This window comes from Myroides phaeus, from assembly GCF_009799805.1.
GTDB lineage: Bacteria > Bacteroidota > Bacteroidia > Flavobacteriales > Flavobacteriaceae > Flavobacterium > Flavobacterium phaeum_A.
Map to the genome: position 1 here is coordinate 575,511 of NZ_CP047050.1, position 17,566 is coordinate 593,076.

Sequence of the window (17,566 nt, forward strand, 5' to 3'; positions counted from 1 at the left end):
AAGTATAAAATCTTATACTAAAGTTATCCCTCTTAAATCTATTGAAATTCACCAATAGTGAAACAAAAGGAATAAATATTGAAATTTAAGTAAAACTCTTGCGATAGTTTTCCGGTGTTATCCCCTCTTGCTTCTTAAAGAAAGTCACAAAATAAGAAGTACTATCAAAACACAACTCCCTTGCAATCTCATTAATATTGAAACTACTAAACTGCAATAATCGTTTTGCTTCTACTACTATGCGTTGTCTTACTATATGACCTGCAGTAACGCCCTTTTCCTGCTTGCAAAGTTTATTTAGGTAATTTGGGGTTACACAAAGTTTTTCTGCGTAAAAAGCAGGTGTTTTTGCTTCTTTAAAGTGTTGCTCAACTAAATCTTGAAACATTAGTATACGATTATTAACTGCAGTCTTTATCTGCTTATAATTATCTACCACACATTCCTTGTTTAGAGTTTGTAATTCGCACAAAAGAATATTTAAGTAAGAACGCAAAACCTTTTCGCGATCCGGTCTTTCTGAAGCATGTTCAACATCCATCAATTCCAACAAAACAGACAACTTCCCTAAAACGCTTGGCTCTATTTGTTGTGAAGGCGAACTATCTGCTTGAAAGAAATCAAAAAAACGAAGTACATTTTCATGATACCTCAAAGAAAAGAATGACTCCTCAAAACAAATAAAACTTCCCTTACAATCTTTTAAAACATTGAATTTTACAATGTCTCCAGGTTTAATAACAATTACTTTTGAAGAAGTACCTGCTAACAAAAAGTCATTTACACTTAAACTATACTCTCCTTCTTTCAACACTAACAACATATAACTATTAGCGCGGAAGTACTCACACAAAATAGGGTGATCTACTAACAACGCATTCATACTTTTCATGTAAAAAGAAGACTGATCTTGAGTAAAATAATTTAAAGCACAAGACTTTACTATCTTACTTGACATAAGAAATTTTGGTTTAATATTATACAATAGTACTCATCACTAAAATTTTAGCAATGAAATTAGTCCGATAAAATAATATTAAACGTAGAGGGGAGGACGAAGTACGCCATTAGAAAAAAGTCCAGCATATAGATTCTTATAACCATCTATTGCTAAACAATCTGAAGTAAAATCAACCTTAGAGTTTTGTTGAACTTCATTGGTATCAAAAAATAATAAAGAAAAAGCTATTGAACACAACTTCTTTGTGTCCTTTTCTTTTTGCTCTTCCGCTACTTTAGCCATCTCCTGCATTAAATAACATTTTCCGTTACACTGCATTTCAGGCTTATCTTTATTTATACACAAAACAGTAGCAATATAATCATAGTCCACTAAATAGTTCATTAAGGGAACTATCGGACGAAAGACAACTAATGTTATGATTATAAATAAAAACTGTTTCACATCACAAATATACATACCTAAAGGATAGAAACAAAGCATAAAAAAAGGCGCTACTAAAGAAGTAACGCCTTTGATAATTTCTTATCCTAAATAAGTTTTCAAGATTTTACTTCTTGATGTATGTTTTAATCTGCGAATTGCTTTCTCTTTAATTTGACGAACACGCTCTCTTGTTAAATCAAAAGTTTCTCCTATTTCTTCTAATGTCATTGGGTGTTGATCACCTAATCCAAAGTATAAACGAACAACATCAGCCTCACGTGGAGTTAATGTATCTAACGCTCTTTCAATCTCTGTTCTTAAAGATTCGTGAATCAACTCTCTATCCGGATTTGGAGATTCACCAGAACGCAATACGTCATATAAGTTAGAATCTTCTCCTTCTACTAATGGTGCATCCATTGATAAGTGACGCCCAGAGTTTTTCATACTCTCCTTAACGTCATTTACAGTCATATCTAATTCTACTGCAATTTCTTCTGCAGAAGGTGGACGTTCGTTAGATTGCTCTAATAAAGCGTACATCTTATTAATTTTATTAATAGAACCAATCTTGTTCAATGGAAGACGTACAATTCTTGATTGCTCAGCAAGAGCAGACAAAATTGATTGACGAATCCACCATACAGCATATGAAATGAACTTAAAACCTCTCGTCTCATCGAAACGTTGTGCAGCTTTGATTAATCCTAAGTTTCCTTCATTAATCAAATCGGGAAGTGTTAAACCTTGATTTTGATACTGTTTTGCAACAGATACAACGAAACGTAAATTCGCTTTCGTTAATTTCTCAAGAGCTCTTTGGTCACCAGCTTTAATTCGCTGTGCTAATTCTACTTCCTCATCAGCAGTAATCAAATCTACTTTACCAATTTCTTGCAAGTATTTATCAAGAGATGCCGTCTCACGATTCGTTACCTGCTTGGTAATTTTAAGTTGTCTCATATTATTTCTATCCTTATTTTCCGATTAATATCCTTGTGTCACATTTGTTATACGTACAAACGTTACAAAAGGTTACAAAAGTTTTACTCTTTTCCTACATTTAACACTCAATTAAGAAAAAAGCCCCAATTTAGATACTCTAAACTGGAGCTTTTTGTTACAATAACTATGCTATATTACAATAAATAAGCTTAGTAATTATTTGTTTTACTTAACTCTTCTTCATCTACTTCCACTTCATCTAAGTATCTTTCTAAACTATCATCCAACTCTTTCATCCAAGGCGTGTGATGTTCTTCAGCTGTTACACCTGTCATAACTGAAGTGTAAACTTTATCACGGTAATGTAAAATATTCACCTCTTTGTCATTCATCCAGCTTTTAAACATCTCTGCTACTTTGTCTAAATCGAATGTAGGATAATCAGTTAAGTCAATTAACTCTTTAATATATGCTGTTTGAAAATCAACGTGCTCTGGTCCTGTACTCGCAGCTTTTACAGCTTTCAACCAATTATTAATATCTTCATCACGTTTCTCTTTTGCAGGCAATGCAATTCTTCCTAACATATAATCACGGGCGAACCAAGCCTGAGAGTCAAACATATTGAATGTATAATATTGGTCTTGCATCCCTAAGAACAACAATCTTTCATTTTCATTGAAAATAACTCCTTTATATAAATTATCAGGATACAAACTATTCTTTGTTTTTAATCGTAATTCATCAGGCAAGAAAGGGAATTTATGTTGATAACCTGTACATAAAATAACCGCATCAAAAGCCTTAGAAGAACCATCTTTAAAATAAGCTACATTATCTTCAAAATGTGTAACTAAAGACCTCTCTTCTATTCCTTTTGGCCACTTAGCTCCAATAGCATTGGTACGATAAGCAATCGTTACTGATTTACTACCATGTTTAAAACATTGTACACCTATATCCTCGGCAGAATAACTACTTCCTATTAACAATACATCTTTATCTATAAACTGATCTGCCCCTCTAAAATCGTGCGCGTGCATTACTGTTCCAGGGAAATTATCAATACCTTTAAAATAAGGCATGTTTGGCGTAGAGAAATGTCCTGTACCAACAACTAAATAATCAAAAAACTCTTCAAAAGTTTCATTCTTAACTAAATCGTCAAAAACAACTCTGAACTGCTTTTTATCTTCTAAATAGTCAACCCATCTTGCAACCGTATTAAACTTAATAAAATCACGCGCTTTACTCTGTTTAATTCTTCCTTCTATATAGTCAAACAAAACCTCTCTTGGAGGGTAAGAAGAAATTGGAGTCTTGAAGTGATCCATAAAAGTATAATCAGCAAACTCTAAACACTCTTTTGGTCCGTTTGACCACAAGTACTTGTACATACTCCCGTGTAAAGGCTCACCATATTTCCCTACACCAGTTCTCCAAGTATAGTTCCACATTCCACCCCAGTTATCTTGTTTTTCATAACATTTAATCTCTGGTATGGGATTTCCTTTTTTTTGTTCTGATTCAAAAGCTCTTAACATAGCTAATCCACTCGGACCAGCACCAATAATTCCTACTTTAAAATTTGACATAAATACATAATAAGTTTGTCCTCGTTTTCAATAAACGAAGAAATTAATAAATTAGATTGTTACTGATTACTCAGCCGAGATAGAATACTAACAGAAATAGCATCCTACATAGGACATCCAAAAAACTATGGATGTTAAAACAGAAAGGGATAACGTCTTATGCCCTTATTAGGTGGATTTACATAATAATCCAATTTGAGATAGGTAGCAAAAAAGGTGCTTAAATAAGCATAAATACCTTTTAAAAAAGTATTCGCTACCTTTAGTAACATAGCTAATATATTAAATATTAACCAATTAAAAAAATACACAGCGATTTTTCAATTTTACACTATGGCGATATTTTATTAAAAAATGCTCAGTATTAGTAATTAAAAAATCACAAACTGTAATTAACATTAATAACCCAACTGACACCCTATAAAATTATAGAAACCATAAAAATAGGTCTAAAACAAAAAAAGGGTACCTTTTATCAAGGTACCCTACTTTTTATGATAAAGTGAAATATAAATTATTTCGCTTGGTTATCTTTATTTGGAGTTTCGTCTTTTTTCTCTGCACGAGGTGGACGAGGCATTAAAGCTTTTCTTGAAACTTTAGCTTTTTTAGTTTTTGGATCAATACCTAAGTATTTAATCTCTAACTCTTCTCCCATTTTCAATACATCAGAAACATTTTCAACACGTTTCCAATCTAATTCTGATACGTGTAATAAAGTTTCTTTACCTGGTACAAATTCTACAACAGCACCGAAGTCTAACATTTTTACAACTTTTACAGTATATACCTCATTTTCTACTGGAGAGAATGTAATATTACTAATAGAAGATAATGCTTTATCCATACCTTCTTGGCTTGTACCTAATACTTCAATAATTCCGAAGTCACCTTCTTCATTAATAACGATTGTAGTACCAGTTTCAGCTTGTAAAGCTTGAATGTTTTTACCTCCAGGTCCGATCATTGCACCGATAAATTCTTTAGGAATACTAACAGTAACAATTTTTGGAGCTTTAGGTTTAACTGTTTCATTTGGAGTAGCAATTGTATCAGTTAATTTTCCAAGGATATGGATACGACCGTCATGAGCTTGTTTCAAAGCTTGAACCATAATATCATAAGCTAACCCTTCGATTTTGATATCCATCTGACAAGCAGTGATACCATCTTTAGTACCTGTAACTTTAAAGTCCATATCTCCTAAGTGATCTTCATCACCTAAAATATCAGACAATACAGCCCAACGTCCAGTTTTGCTATCAGAAATTAATCCCATTGCAATACCAGAAACTGGTTTTTCAATTTGAATACCAGCATCCATTAAAGCTAATGTACCAGCACATACAGTTGCCATTGAAGAAGAACCATTAGATTCTAAAACCTCAGAAACCAAACGAATTGTATAAGGACAATCAGCAGGAATCATAGTTTTCAATGCACGTTGTGCTAAGTTTCCGTGTCCAACTTCACGACGAGAAACACCTCTTAAAGGTTTAGCTTCTCCTGTTGAGAATGGAGGGAAGTTATAGTGTAAGTAGAATTTCTCTTCTCCTTGTTCACTTGGCAAGTCAATAACGTTAGCTTCTCTTGAAGTACCTAATGTTACAGTTGCCAATGCTTGTGTTTCACCACGAGTAAAGATTGAAGAACCATGTGCTGATGGTAAGTAATCAACTTCACACCAAATAGGTCTAATTTCAGTAGTCTTACGACCATCTAAACGAATACCTTGATCTAAAATTAAGTTACGAACAGCCTCTTTTTGAGTTTTGTTGAAGTATTTACTAATTAAATCAGCTTTCTCTTCTCTTTCTTCTTCAGAAAATAAAGCTAAAACTTCTTCTTTTACTTCAGCAAATTTCTCGCTTCTTTCGTGTTTAGCACTTGCATGAGATGCGATTTCATATAACTTAGTATAAGCAGCATTATGAACAGCAGACTGGATGTTTTCATCTTCCTCTTCTCCTTCATATTCTCTATACTCTAAGTTTAATGCAGCACGCATTTTTTCTTGAGCTTCAATTTGCAATTTGATAGCCTCATGTGCAAATTTAATAGCCTCTACCATTTCAGCTTCAGAAATTTCTTTCATCTCACCTTCAACCATAGCAACAGAATCTTTAGAAGCACCAATCATCATATCGATGTCAGACTCTTCTAATTGAGCTTTACTTGGGTTAACGATAAATTGTCCGTTAATACGAGCAACTCTTACTTCTGAAATGTAGTTATAAAATGGAATGTCAGACACAGCTAATGCTGCAGAAGCAGCTAAACCAGCTAATGCATCAGGCATAACATTTTCGTCATGAGACATCATCTGAATCATAACTTGTGTTTCAGCGTGGTAGTCATCTGGGAACAATGGTCTTAATACACGGTCAACAAGACGCATAGTTAAGATTTCTTGGTCACTTGGACGAGCTTCACGTTTGAAAAAACCTCCTGGAAAACGTCCAGCAGCAGCAAATTTTTCTCTGTAATCTACAGTTAATGGTAGAAAATCAACTCCTGGATTAGAAGTACGTGCAGAAACTGCTGTAGCTAAAAGCATACAGTCTCCCATACGAACAACTACAGATCCATCCGCTTGTTTCGCTAATTTTCCTGTTTCGATAGAAATAGTTCTTCCATCTCCAAGATCGATAATTTCTTTGGTTACCTTAGGAATCATAATAATTTAATACTTTAGGGTTTCTGTCTCTCCGAAGAGAGACATTAATAATTGTGTGTTGTGTTGTGTGTTGTTGTGTAGTTGTATGAAACCCAATGAAAAACCAGTCTTTTTTTGCCAAAAGGCTAAAAAGAAAAAGAGGCGCACAAGGGCACCTCTTCACTATTGATTATTTTCTAATATTCAATTCTTTAATAATCTCACGATATCTGTTGATCTCAGTTTTCTTTAAGTAGTCAAGAAGTCTTCTTCTTTTACCTACTAAAAGAACTAATGAACGCTCAGTATTGTAATCTTTACGATTTCTTTTTAAGTGCTCAGTTAAGTGAGAGATTCTGAAAGTAAACAAAGCGATTTGTCCTTCAGCTGATCCCGTGTTTGCAGCTTGTCCTCCGTGTTTAGCGAAGATTTCAGCTTTTTTTTCTTTTGATAAATACATGCCAATATTCTTTTTAAATGATTTTTATGCATGAACTATAGACGATCTATATTTCGATTGCAAAGGTAATTTTATTTTTTAATTTAAAGCATTATGTGAAGACTTTTTTTAAAAAGATTTTTATTGCTCCTCAAATACTTTTCAGCAAATCAAATTAAAACATACTGGCTACTTCTAAATTCAGGTTTTCCAAAAACTCTTGGTCTTTAGGTGTAAAAGCAGCTATGGTATGAGAATCAATATCTATCTGACCAATATTTACCCCCTTTACAAATAAAGGCACCACAATTTCTGACTTCACAGTAATACTACAAGCTATATAATTATCTTGTGCTGTAACATCATCTACTAAAAAAGTTGCATTACTATTAGCCACTTGACCACAGATTCCTTTTCCAAAAGGTATTATAACGTGATCTGTTTCATCTCCAACATAAGGACCTAACTCTAATACCTTTTTATTGTGATCTGCAAAATAAAACCCTACCCAATCATAATAAGGTATAGAGTCAAATAACAACTGACAAATCCCCAATAGTTTTTGCTCTTTATTTTTCTCACTATCTACAATAATATCTTTTGCTTGTTCTAATAATACTTTATAATCCATACTACAATTAAAATTACTTTTGAATTCTAAAAATATAGAAAAACAAGATTAGTAAAGTTTTTTTAACAAAAGTATTTTTTATCTAATTCTGTTTTATACTCCATAAAAAAAGTCTCCTACAAGAGCAACAACAAAAGTTGAAAATAAAACTTGGTTAATCTAAAAGAGAAAAGACCTTATCTCTGCCCGTTCTAAAGTACTTTATTTACACATTGAAGAACTCAGAAGAAGTTTACATACTTCTATAATTAAAGTTGTAAATAATTTCTAAGAATGTATTTCGAAAGTCTTTAAAACAGTATAAAAGCTCTATTATCATAAGCTTCTTTGATACTTGTTTCACACAAATACCACACAAGTACCAGACACCTTCGGAAAAAAGGCTATTTTTCCGAACTTCTGTGGGACTTGAGTGGGAGATGTCTCGAACATAATACGTTTAAAACTACACTTTGATATGTTCTATATCACAAGAACATATCAATATATTATACTTTAAATCTTCGTTTATTTTATTTCTGACAAAAAGAGTTGTCTACGCTTAATCCACAACTTTGGCGCCTGATATATTATTATGAAGATTTATTTGTAGGGGTATTAAAAACAAAAAAGCACTAATGCAAATACATTAGTGCTTTTCTCAAACAACAATATGCAATTTTGTAGCCAAACTCACAAACTACAAAATCTATTTATTTTTTATAGCAATTTTATTTTTCTTAAATGTATTGCTTCAGCAAATACTTAATTAAATCTGTTGTAGTTAAAATCCCTACTAACATATCTCCTTCCATAACAGGTAAGGATCTAAAATCTTTTTCAACTAATATTTCTGCCGCTTCTCTGACGTTTTCATCAGCTTGTATTGTAATAACATCCTTCACCATTACTTGTTCAATAGTAAACATATTATAAACAGTCATATCAATTATTTCATCATTCTCACCAACTGTTTCTGCTAAACTAATTTTCAACAAATCAGTATAACTTAAAATCCCTACAAGTTTGTTTCCAGAAACAACAGGTAAGTGGCGGATTTTATGTTTTTTAAACAATCCTTCTGCATAAGTAAGCGAATCTGTAATATTCAACTTAACAATATCAGAAGCCATAATACTCGAAACTGGAACTCTCTGTTTCATATCAGCACCTTTTTAGAATAGCCCAAAACTACTTCACATTTAGTCATTAAAATATGATTTTTATCATACTTTGTGATATTTGGTCAAATAAAAAAAGCGAAGTAAATACTTCGCTTCTCAATCTATATAATTTTGCGTCCGTGGGAGGTTTCGAACCCCCAACCCTCAGAGCCGAAATCTGATATTCTATCCAGTTGAACTACACGGACACTATATAATTTAGTTTGTCAATAAAGACTTTACTATAGTTGAAATTGTTTTTCCATCAGCTTTACCTGCTAACTCTTTTGATGCAAGTCCCATAACTTGTCCCATTGAAGCCATTCCACTAAAACCTCCTGTAGAAATAATCTCACTAATAACTTTCTTCACATCTTCTTCTGACATTTGCTCTGGTAAGAATTGCTCGATAACAGCTACTTGTGCTAACTCTGGTTCTACCAAATCCATACGTCCTTGTTCTGAAAATATGTTTGCACTATCCTTTCGTTGCTTAACTAATTTCTGTAAAATTTTAATTTCTTCTTCTTCAGTTAGCTCAGTTTGTGCCCCTGATTGAGTTTGGGCTAATAATAACTCAGACTTAATTGCTCTAAGTGCCTCTAAAGCTACTGTATCTTTAGCTTTCATTGCACTTTTCATTGCATCCATAATCTTAGATTGTAAACTCATATCAAATATTTTATTTAAGTGCAAATATATAAAAAAGCCCGAAAAAAGTATAACTTTTTCGGGCTCTATATATAAGGTCTGTCCTAATATTAATCTACATTGTCATGTAAAAAAGAATTATTCGATCTTAATTTAGCATCGTTATTACTATCAACACCGAAGCTAACTCTTGACTTTCCAGTTACATCATCTGTATCTTTCAAATCTACTCCACTTCTTTTATAAGCTGGTTCACGCTCTAATTCAGTTAACTGATTATTTGTGTTATTAAACTTATAATTAAAGTCTTTCATCTTTTTTCTTCTTTCAGCAGCACGACTTCTTAAAGTAAACTCTTCAATACTCATTTCCATTGGGTTTACTTCATCCAATTCTTCATCTAAAACAATTTCTGTTTCGTTTACAATTGGCTCAGCTTTTACTTCTGACTTTACAGAAAATTTGAATTCTTCTGCAATATCTTCTTGATGTTTATTTACAGGTTTAGCAGCAGATAATTCACTTTCTTTTTCAGTATAATCTTCTAAAGTAAAACGAATAACTTCTTCTTTTGGAGCAAGAGTATTTCCTACTGTTACTTCATTTGCAGATAAATGTGACGCAAAAGGTTGTGTGTTTTTTTCTTCTACAGATAAACCAATTGGCTCAACCACTCTCTTTTGAGTTGTATTAATAACTGTTAAAGGTTCAGCTTTTGGAGCTACTATAACAAACTCAGGATCCACAACTTTAATATCACGAATGTCCTTAGCTTTATTAGAAACTTGCTCTACTGATAAGTTAACATTCTTTTTAACCTCTTCTTTCGGTGTTACATTTTCAAAAAACACGTCTAAATTTGAAGCTTCATTTGTTCTGTCAATGATAGTAAAATCATTCTCTCCTGTTGGTAAAACTGGATCTCCATCTTCAGGATCATCACCACCGTCTAAATAATCATCGTCATTATCGTCTTCATCAAAATCATCTTCTAAATTATAGATAGTGATTTTTTCTTCTTTAGGCTCTTCTGCTTCTTCTGTTTGACCAAAAGTATTAGCGATATCAGTACTACTTAAAGCTGATAAAGGTTCATTTGGTGTAGAAAAACTAAAAGAACTTAATGGCGCAGCTGAAGATAAATTTCTTACTGCTTTTTGCTCATCATCTAAAGTATGAATAATCATCTTTGGTTCAGATGTAGTAACAATGTTCTTTTGTTGCTCTATATTGAAACCTGTAGCAATAATTGTTACAGAAATAGCTTCTCCTAATGTATCATCTTCACCAACTCCCATAATGATATTAGCATTATGACCAGCTTCAGTTTGGATGTGATCATTAATTTCTCCAATTTCATCAATAGTAATCTCATTTGAACCAGAAACGATTAATAATAATACGTTTTTAGCTCCTGTAATTTTATTATCATTTAATAAAGGAGAATCTAAAGCATCTACAATAGCGTCTTTAGCTCTTGTTTCACCTGAAGCAGTTGCTGATCCCATTATTGCAGTACCACTATCAGACAATACTGTCTTAGCATCTTTTAAGTCAATATTCTGTGTATAGTGATGTGTAATAACTTCAGCAATACCACGCGCAGCAGTAGATAAGACTTCATCAGCTTTGGAGAAACCAGCCTTGAAACCTAAGTTTCCATATACTTCACGTAATTTATTATTATTGATAACAACTAATGAATCTACTTGCTTACGTAAACGCTCAACACCTTTTAAGGCTTGTTCTTGTCTTACTTTTCCTTCAAATTGGAAAGGAATCGTTACAATTCCTACCGTAAGAATATCTCTCTCTTTAGACAATTGAGCAATTACTGGAGCTGCACCTGTTCCGGTACCTCCACCCATACCTGCTGTAATAAATACCATTTTAGTATTTACATCAAGCATCTTTTCAATTTCTTCTATACTTTCAAGAGCAGATTGCTGTCCTACTTCTGGATTAGCTCCAGCCCCAAGTCCTTCAGTCAAGTTAACACCTAATTGAATTTTATTAGGTACTGTACTATTTTCTAAAGCTTGTGAGTCAGTATTACAAACTATAAAATCTACACCCTTAATACCTTGCTTAAACATGTGGTTAATGGCGTTACTTCCACCACCTCCAACACCAATTACTTTAATAACGTTTGATTGGTTTTTTGGTAAATCAAACTTTATTCCTCCAAAATCTGTATTCTCCATATACGTAGCGCTTTTATTCTTGCTTTTCAATAAACTCTTTAATCTTTCTAAAAAAATTACCAAAGAAACTGCTTTCAAATTTCTCCGCAATCGGACTATTTAAAGACTCATCTTTTATTTCTCTTGGCTCTTTTGATTCTACAGAAACTCTTTCTGGTTCATTATACTGAACTGTTTCTGTTTGTTCTCTATTGCTTGCCACTGGCTTCACAACAATCGGCTCTACAACCTCTTGTTTCACTTCTTCTTTTTTAACCTCTTCTTGTTCTTCAACTAAAGAAATTGCTCCCTTAATCTGATTGCGGTTACTCTCCATCACTAAACCAACAGCAGTAGCATACAACGGACTTGATATCTCGGGATTTGAATCTCCTGCTAAATGTTCGTTTGGATATCCAATACGAGTATCTATTCCTGTTATATATTCAACTAATTGCTTGATGTGTTTTAATTCAGATCCTCCACCTGTTAAAACAATACCAGCAATTAATTTCTTCTGTGGATTTTCATATCCATAACTTTTAATCTCAGAAAATACCAATTGAATTATTTCCTCTACACGTGCGTGAATAATTTTCGATAAATTCTTTAAAGAGATTTCTTTCGGTTCTTTACCTCTTAATCCAGGAATAGAAACAATTTCATTGTCTTTATTTTCACCTGGCCAAGCAGATCCAAATCTTACTTTTAAAATCTCAGCTTGACGTTCAATAATAGCACATCCTTCTTTTATATCTTCTGTAATAACATTTCCTCCAAATGGAACTACAGCTGTATGACGAATGATACCATCTTTAAAAATTGCAAGGTCAGTTGTACCACCACCTATATCAATTAATGCAACACCAGCTTCTTTTTCTTCTTGACTTAATACAGCTTCTGCAGATGCTAATGGTTCTAAAGTGATACCACTTAGTTCTAAACCTGCATCTTTAATACATCTACCTGCATTTTTAATCAATGCCGCTTGTCCTACAACAACATGAAATGTTGCTTCTAAACGACTTCCATACATTCCTATCGGCTCTTTAATACCTGGCTCACCATCAATTTTAAATTCTTGTGGTAAAACATGTATTATTTCCTCTCCAGGTAACATACTTAATTTTTGAACTTGATTAATTAACTGTTCAATATCTTTGTCACCAATAACTTCATCAGGATTTTCTCTACTGATGTAGTCACTGTGTTGTATACTTCTAATATGTTGTCCTGCGATACCAACAACAACATTCTTAATTTTATATCCTGCTGCTGCTTCCGCATCAGCAACTGCGTGTAAAATAGACTGAATAGTTTGTAAAATGTTATTTACAACCCCACGTTTTACACCAAGACTTTTAGCTTTCCCTAAACCTAAAATCTCAAGTTTGCCATATTCATTCTTTTTACCAATCATTGCAACAATCTTAGTTGTTCCAATGTCTAAACCTACAGCTATATTTTCTTTTTCCATACTCCTTTTTACTATTTAGTGCATATCACTTGCTGGGTAAACTTCAGGTTTACTACTTTGTACTTATTTTGTTCAATATCTTCATTTACCATATACTGCACAAAAGCTTTATAATTCTTCAATTTTTTTTCTTTCTCATCAAATCCCCCAAACTGAATATCGAAATTATTTGTTCGACTCATCAACTTAAGTGACCTATCTGATTCTACAATAATCCCCGTAATGTCCTTTCTTAAAAATTCGTCTTCGTTTATCAATTCCAACATCTCTTTAAGGTCTTTTTCATTACTCTGGTTTACTTTTCCTTGCACCATAGGAACTCGATCCGAATAATGAATTGACAAAGGCATTCTCTGTCCATATTCATCTAAGTAATAGTTTTTAGAATCTTCAATGATTCTACCTATCGCTTTCTTTTGCCAAACATCAACAAATAACCTTCCATCAACTGTTAAATATACATCAGCATCCTTGATCAAGTCATTATTTAGCACCCCTTTTTCCAGATTATTCAAATCTAAAACAGTTCTATTTATCTCGGAAATTTTTGGAAAATTATTTTTAACCAAATCGCGAACTTCTGTAGCTGTAACAAAATGTTCTTCTCCTCCCTTAAATAAAACCTCAATGTCCGTAATCACACGAGAATCATTGCGTTTATTCGTGAATGAATATATAAATAATAAGACTAAACACAATAACAATATGCGAATATCTGACCATTTAATATTTTTTACCCACTTTTTCACTATAAACTAATCTTAATTTTCTAATTCTCTCTTTATTTCACTAACCATCTCACCAATATCTCCGGCTCCTATAGTTAAAATTACGTCTGCATCTATTCCTTTCAAATAATTAATTAATGATTCTTTAGCCACTAATTCCTTATTACTTGAAGTAATATCTTCTAATAATGCAGCAGATGTAATTCCTTCAATAGGCTCCTCTCTTGCAGGATAAATATCTAATAAAACAATATTGTCAAATGTTGATAACGCTTTAGCAAACTCCCCCATAAAATCTCTTGTTCTTGAGAATAAATGTGGTTGAAATACTGCCACTATCTTTTTGTCTCCGTATAATTCGTGCACTGCTTGACTAACGGCTAAAATCTCTGTTGGATGATGTGCGTAATCATCTATATAAATCAATTTCTCTGAACGCAATTTATACGAGAATCTACGTCTAACCCCTTGAAAACTTTCAAGTCCTTTTACCAATAAATCTTTATCAACTCCATAAGTATATGCCATAGCAAAAGCAACTAATGCATTTGATAAATTATGATGTCCTGGTAATCCAAAACGTACATCTTTTATTTCTTCTGTTGGTGTAATAATATCAAATACATACCATCCATCAACAATTTTAATATTTGCTACTCTAAATTTAGCATCTTCTGCAAAACCAACTCTTACTCCTTCTAAACTTACGCCATCAGCAGTAAAAACTTTTGTCTTATCTTCAACTTTGTCAGCAAAATCTTGAAATGCAGTTAGCATCTCATCTGCTGTACCAAAAATATCTAAATGGTCTGCCTCAGTCGATGTAATACATGCAGTGTTCGGATATAGCTTTAAGAAAGATCTATCAAACTCATCTGCTTCAACAACAGTAACTGTTGTACCGCTACCAATTAGATTCGTTTGATAATTCTCTACTACTCCTCCCACAAATGCTGTTACATCAATATTTGCTTGAAACAACAAGTGTCCCAAAATACTTGTTGTCGTAGTTTTTCCGTGTGTACCTGCTACAGCAAAGCAATAAGTGTCTTTTGTTATCAACCCTAATACCTCTGCACGCTTGCGGATATCGAAACCATTATCTTTAAAATAAGCCCACTGCTTATGACTTGAAGGAATCGCTGGTGTTATAACAACTAACGTACTCTCCTTGTCTTTATACTCTTCTTCTAATAATTCAACATTGTCTTCAAAATGAATGTCGATTCCCGCTTCTTCTAACTCATCTGTTAACTGAGTTGGTGTACGATCATATCCTGCAACATTCTTTCCTAAGAATTTAAAATAACGAGCTAAGGCACTCATTCCAATACCTCCTATACCTATAAAAAAAACGCTCTTTATCTTACTTATTTCCATAATCTTATTTCATTAAAGACTCTATTCGGTCTACTATATCTTTAGTTGCATTTGGTAAGGCTAATTTTTTAAAATTCTTACCCAATACTCCTTGGTATTCTTCATCAATAATTAAGTTACTAAAAACTTTAGTAAACTTATCATCAAGCTCACTTTCTTTTATCATTATCGCTCCATCTTTCTCCACAATGCTATTTGCATTCTTTGTCTGATGGTCTTCTGCTACATTAGGAGAAGGAATAAATATTACTGGCTTTCCTATTAAAGCAAGTTCTGATATTGATGATGCTCCTGCTCTTGAAATAACAAAATCTGCTGAAGCATATGCTAAATCCATTCTATCAATAAACGCCTTTACCTGAATATTATCTCCTTCATATTTTTTATACTCTTCAAAGTATAGTTTACCACACTGCCAAATAACTTGAATATTACTCTGTTTAAAAGAATCAAGATTCTTTTCTATCAGTTGATTTATTCTTCTTGCACCTAAACTTCCACCAAGAACTAATAGTGTCTTCTTATTGTTGTCTAAACCTAAAAAAGAAATACCTTCTTCACGTTTTGCATTAACATCAATTAAATCCATTCGAACAGGATTTCCTGTTTTAAAGATTTTATCACTTGGAAAAAAACGTTCTAACTTATCATAAGCGACACAGATTGCTTTTGCTTTTTTCCCTAATAACTTATTAGTTATTCCTGGAAAAGAGTTTTGCTCTTGTACTACAGTAGGTATTCCTTTATCAGCAGCAACTTTTACGACTGCTCCACTTGCGAAACCACCTGTTCCAATAACAACATCTGGTTTAAACTCCTTTATAATCTTTTTAGACTTCCAAATACTACTAAGTAATTTGAAAGGAAAAGCAAGATTGTCTAAAGTTAGCTTACGTTGTATTCCAGAAATCCAAAGACCTTCAATCTTATATCCAGCTTGAGGAATCTTCTGCATTTCCATTTTACCCTTTGCACCAACAAATAATATTTCCGCATCTGCATATCTCGCCTTAATCTCATTTGCGATAGCTAAAGCAGGATAAATATGTCCTCCTGTTCCACCACCACTCAATATGACTCTCGGTGCTTTTTTCATTGTAATATCTAATTATATTAATTCTCTTTTTTCTAATTCTTGTCGCTCAAGATCTAATCGTTCTAACTCCTTTTGAATAGCTGCATCTCTTTCTTTCCTCTCTTCCTCCTGTGCCTTTACTTCTTGCTCTTTCTTAGTTACACTTAAGATAATTCCAAAAGCAAAACACAACATAATTGAAGAAGTTCCTCCACTACTTATCAAAGGCAATGTTTGACCTGTTGTGGGTAAAAATGATACTGCCACTCCCATATTAATTAAGGCTTGAAAGATGATATAAAATCCAAGACCAATAACTAATAATTTTCCAAACATTGTAGGTGCTTTATGTGATGCTATTAAAAATCTATAAAACAACCATAAATACAATCCTAATATCGTAAGTCCTGCTACCAACCCTAATTCTTCAACAATAATTGCATAAATAAAATCGGAAGAAGATTGTGGCAAGAAATTCTTCTGGATACTCTTTCCTGGACCAACTCCAAATAAACCTCCTGATGCAATAGCTATTTTTGCATTATCAACTTGATATAAATCTTTTGTTCCATCATCTGGTCCTGCAAATCTATCGATACGGCTAATCCATGTATCTACCCTATTAGGCATTGCACCTGGAAATGCTTTAGCTGCTAAAACGAATAACCCAAGCATTAATAATCCAGTCATCAAAATAACTACCAAATACTTCTTAGGATAAGGTCCTACAAACACAAGCAAGGCTGCCATACCAAATATCAATCCAGCAGTAGAAAAGTTGGCTGGTAAAATAAGTCCTACAACTATCATTACAGGAACCCACAACTCTAACACAGATGGCCAAAACTCAACAACTTTATCCTTTATACTTACTAAATATTGGGCAACATACATAATCAATATAATAGCTGCCAAAGCTGAAGGCTGAAACTGTACAAAACCAAGATTTAACCATCTACTGGCATTGGCTCCATTAATTGTTTGCCCTTTTAATAATGTAACGAGTAAAAGAATTATAATAATTGGTATACCAAAAATCGATACTGCTCTAAAATATCTATAATCACGAGTATGTATAAACCACATTACTCCGAAACCAATACTTAAAAAAGTAAAGTGTTTTAATAAATATGAAAAAGTAGACTTCCCTGTACCAATGGTATACACCAAGTTAGTACTTGCACTATATACAGGTACAAACGAGAATAAGGCCAATAGTAATAATATTGTCCAAATGTATCTATCTCCATATAATGTTGGGAGAAACTTTTTCATTT

At 33.0% G+C, this 17,566-nt stretch carries 15 protein-coding genes and 1 tRNA gene; all 16 read right to left on the bottom strand.

What is annotated here, in order from left to right; translation table 11 throughout:
• Window positions 1-85 precede the first annotated feature (85 nt).
• Entirely contained in the window at window positions 86-958 is an 873-nt protein-coding gene (locus GQS07_RS02655; RefSeq protein WP_158209494.1) for a helix-turn-helix domain-containing protein, read from the bottom strand.
• Window positions 959-1,036: 78 nt separating this feature from the next.
• A complete protein-coding gene (locus tag GQS07_RS02660) occupies window positions 1,037-1,345 on the bottom strand; it encodes a hypothetical protein (protein WP_158209495.1) in 309 nt (102 codons plus the stop codon).
• A 141-nt stretch (window positions 1,346-1,486) separates the two neighbouring features.
• Window positions 1,487-2,350 carry an RNA polymerase sigma factor RpoD/SigA gene (locus tag GQS07_RS02665; RefSeq protein ID WP_090405022.1) on the bottom strand — a complete coding sequence of 288 codons (864 nt, stop codon included), beginning with the start codon at window positions 2,348-2,350 and terminating at the stop codon, window positions 1,487-1,489.
• 191 nt (window positions 2,351-2,541) lie between these two features.
• Window positions 2,542-3,927, bottom strand: a complete 1,386-nt coding sequence (locus GQS07_RS02670) for an NAD(P)-binding domain-containing protein (protein WP_158209496.1) — start codon at window positions 3,925-3,927, stop codon at window positions 2,542-2,544.
• Between the two features lie 514 nt (window positions 3,928-4,441).
• A complete protein-coding gene (locus GQS07_RS02675; RefSeq protein ID WP_158209497.1) occupies window positions 4,442-6,604 on the bottom strand; it encodes a polyribonucleotide nucleotidyltransferase in 2,163 nt (720 codons plus the stop codon).
• Between the two features lie 169 nt (window positions 6,605-6,773).
• On the bottom strand, window positions 6,774-7,043 hold the full coding sequence (gene rpsO / locus GQS07_RS02680; protein ID WP_090405012.1) for a 30S ribosomal protein S15: 270 nt from the start codon (window positions 7,041-7,043) through the stop codon (window positions 6,774-6,776).
• Between the two features lie 154 nt (window positions 7,044-7,197).
• A complete protein-coding gene (locus GQS07_RS02685) occupies window positions 7,198-7,653 on the bottom strand; it encodes a GAF domain-containing protein (RefSeq protein WP_158209498.1) in 456 nt (151 codons plus the stop codon).
• Window positions 7,654-8,372: 719 nt separating this feature from the next.
• Complete coding sequence (locus GQS07_RS02690) at window positions 8,373-8,795, bottom strand: CBS domain-containing protein (protein WP_158209499.1); 423 nt, start codon at window positions 8,793-8,795, stop codon at window positions 8,373-8,375.
• 135 nt (window positions 8,796-8,930) lie between these two features.
• Window positions 8,931-9,004: transfer RNA gene (locus GQS07_RS02695), tRNA-Arg, on the bottom strand.
• A gap of 10 nt (window positions 9,005-9,014) precedes the next feature.
• Complete coding sequence (locus GQS07_RS02700; protein ID WP_158209500.1) at window positions 9,015-9,467, bottom strand: GatB/YqeY domain-containing protein; 453 nt, start codon at window positions 9,465-9,467, stop codon at window positions 9,015-9,017.
• A gap of 89 nt (window positions 9,468-9,556) precedes the next feature.
• Window positions 9,557-11,650, bottom strand: coding sequence for a cell division protein FtsZ (gene ftsZ, locus GQS07_RS02705; RefSeq protein ID WP_158209501.1), 2,094 nt, complete (start codon window positions 11,648-11,650; stop codon window positions 9,557-9,559).
• 13 nt (window positions 11,651-11,663) lie between these two features.
• Window positions 11,664-13,106: a cell division protein FtsA gene (gene ftsA / locus GQS07_RS02710; RefSeq protein WP_158209502.1), complete on the bottom strand. Its 1,443-nt coding sequence runs from the start codon at window positions 13,104-13,106 to the stop codon at window positions 11,664-11,666.
• 11 nt (window positions 13,107-13,117) lie between these two features.
• Entirely contained in the window at window positions 13,118-13,855 is a 738-nt protein-coding gene (locus GQS07_RS02715) for a cell division protein FtsQ/DivIB (protein WP_158209503.1), read from the bottom strand.
• Window positions 13,856-13,867: 12 nt separating this feature from the next.
• Entirely contained in the window at window positions 13,868-15,214 is a 1,347-nt protein-coding gene (murC, locus tag GQS07_RS02720; protein ID WP_158209504.1) for a UDP-N-acetylmuramate--L-alanine ligase, read from the bottom strand.
• Window positions 15,215-15,218: 4 nt separating this feature from the next.
• Window positions 15,219-16,310, bottom strand: coding sequence for an undecaprenyldiphospho-muramoylpentapeptide beta-N-acetylglucosaminyltransferase (murG, locus tag GQS07_RS02725; RefSeq protein ID WP_158209505.1), 1,092 nt, complete (start codon window positions 16,308-16,310; stop codon window positions 15,219-15,221).
• A gap of 12 nt (window positions 16,311-16,322) precedes the next feature.
• Entirely contained in the window at window positions 16,323-17,564 is a 1,242-nt protein-coding gene (locus tag GQS07_RS02730; protein ID WP_158209506.1) for an FtsW/RodA/SpoVE family cell cycle protein, read from the bottom strand.
• Window positions 17,565-17,566 lie beyond the last annotated feature (2 nt).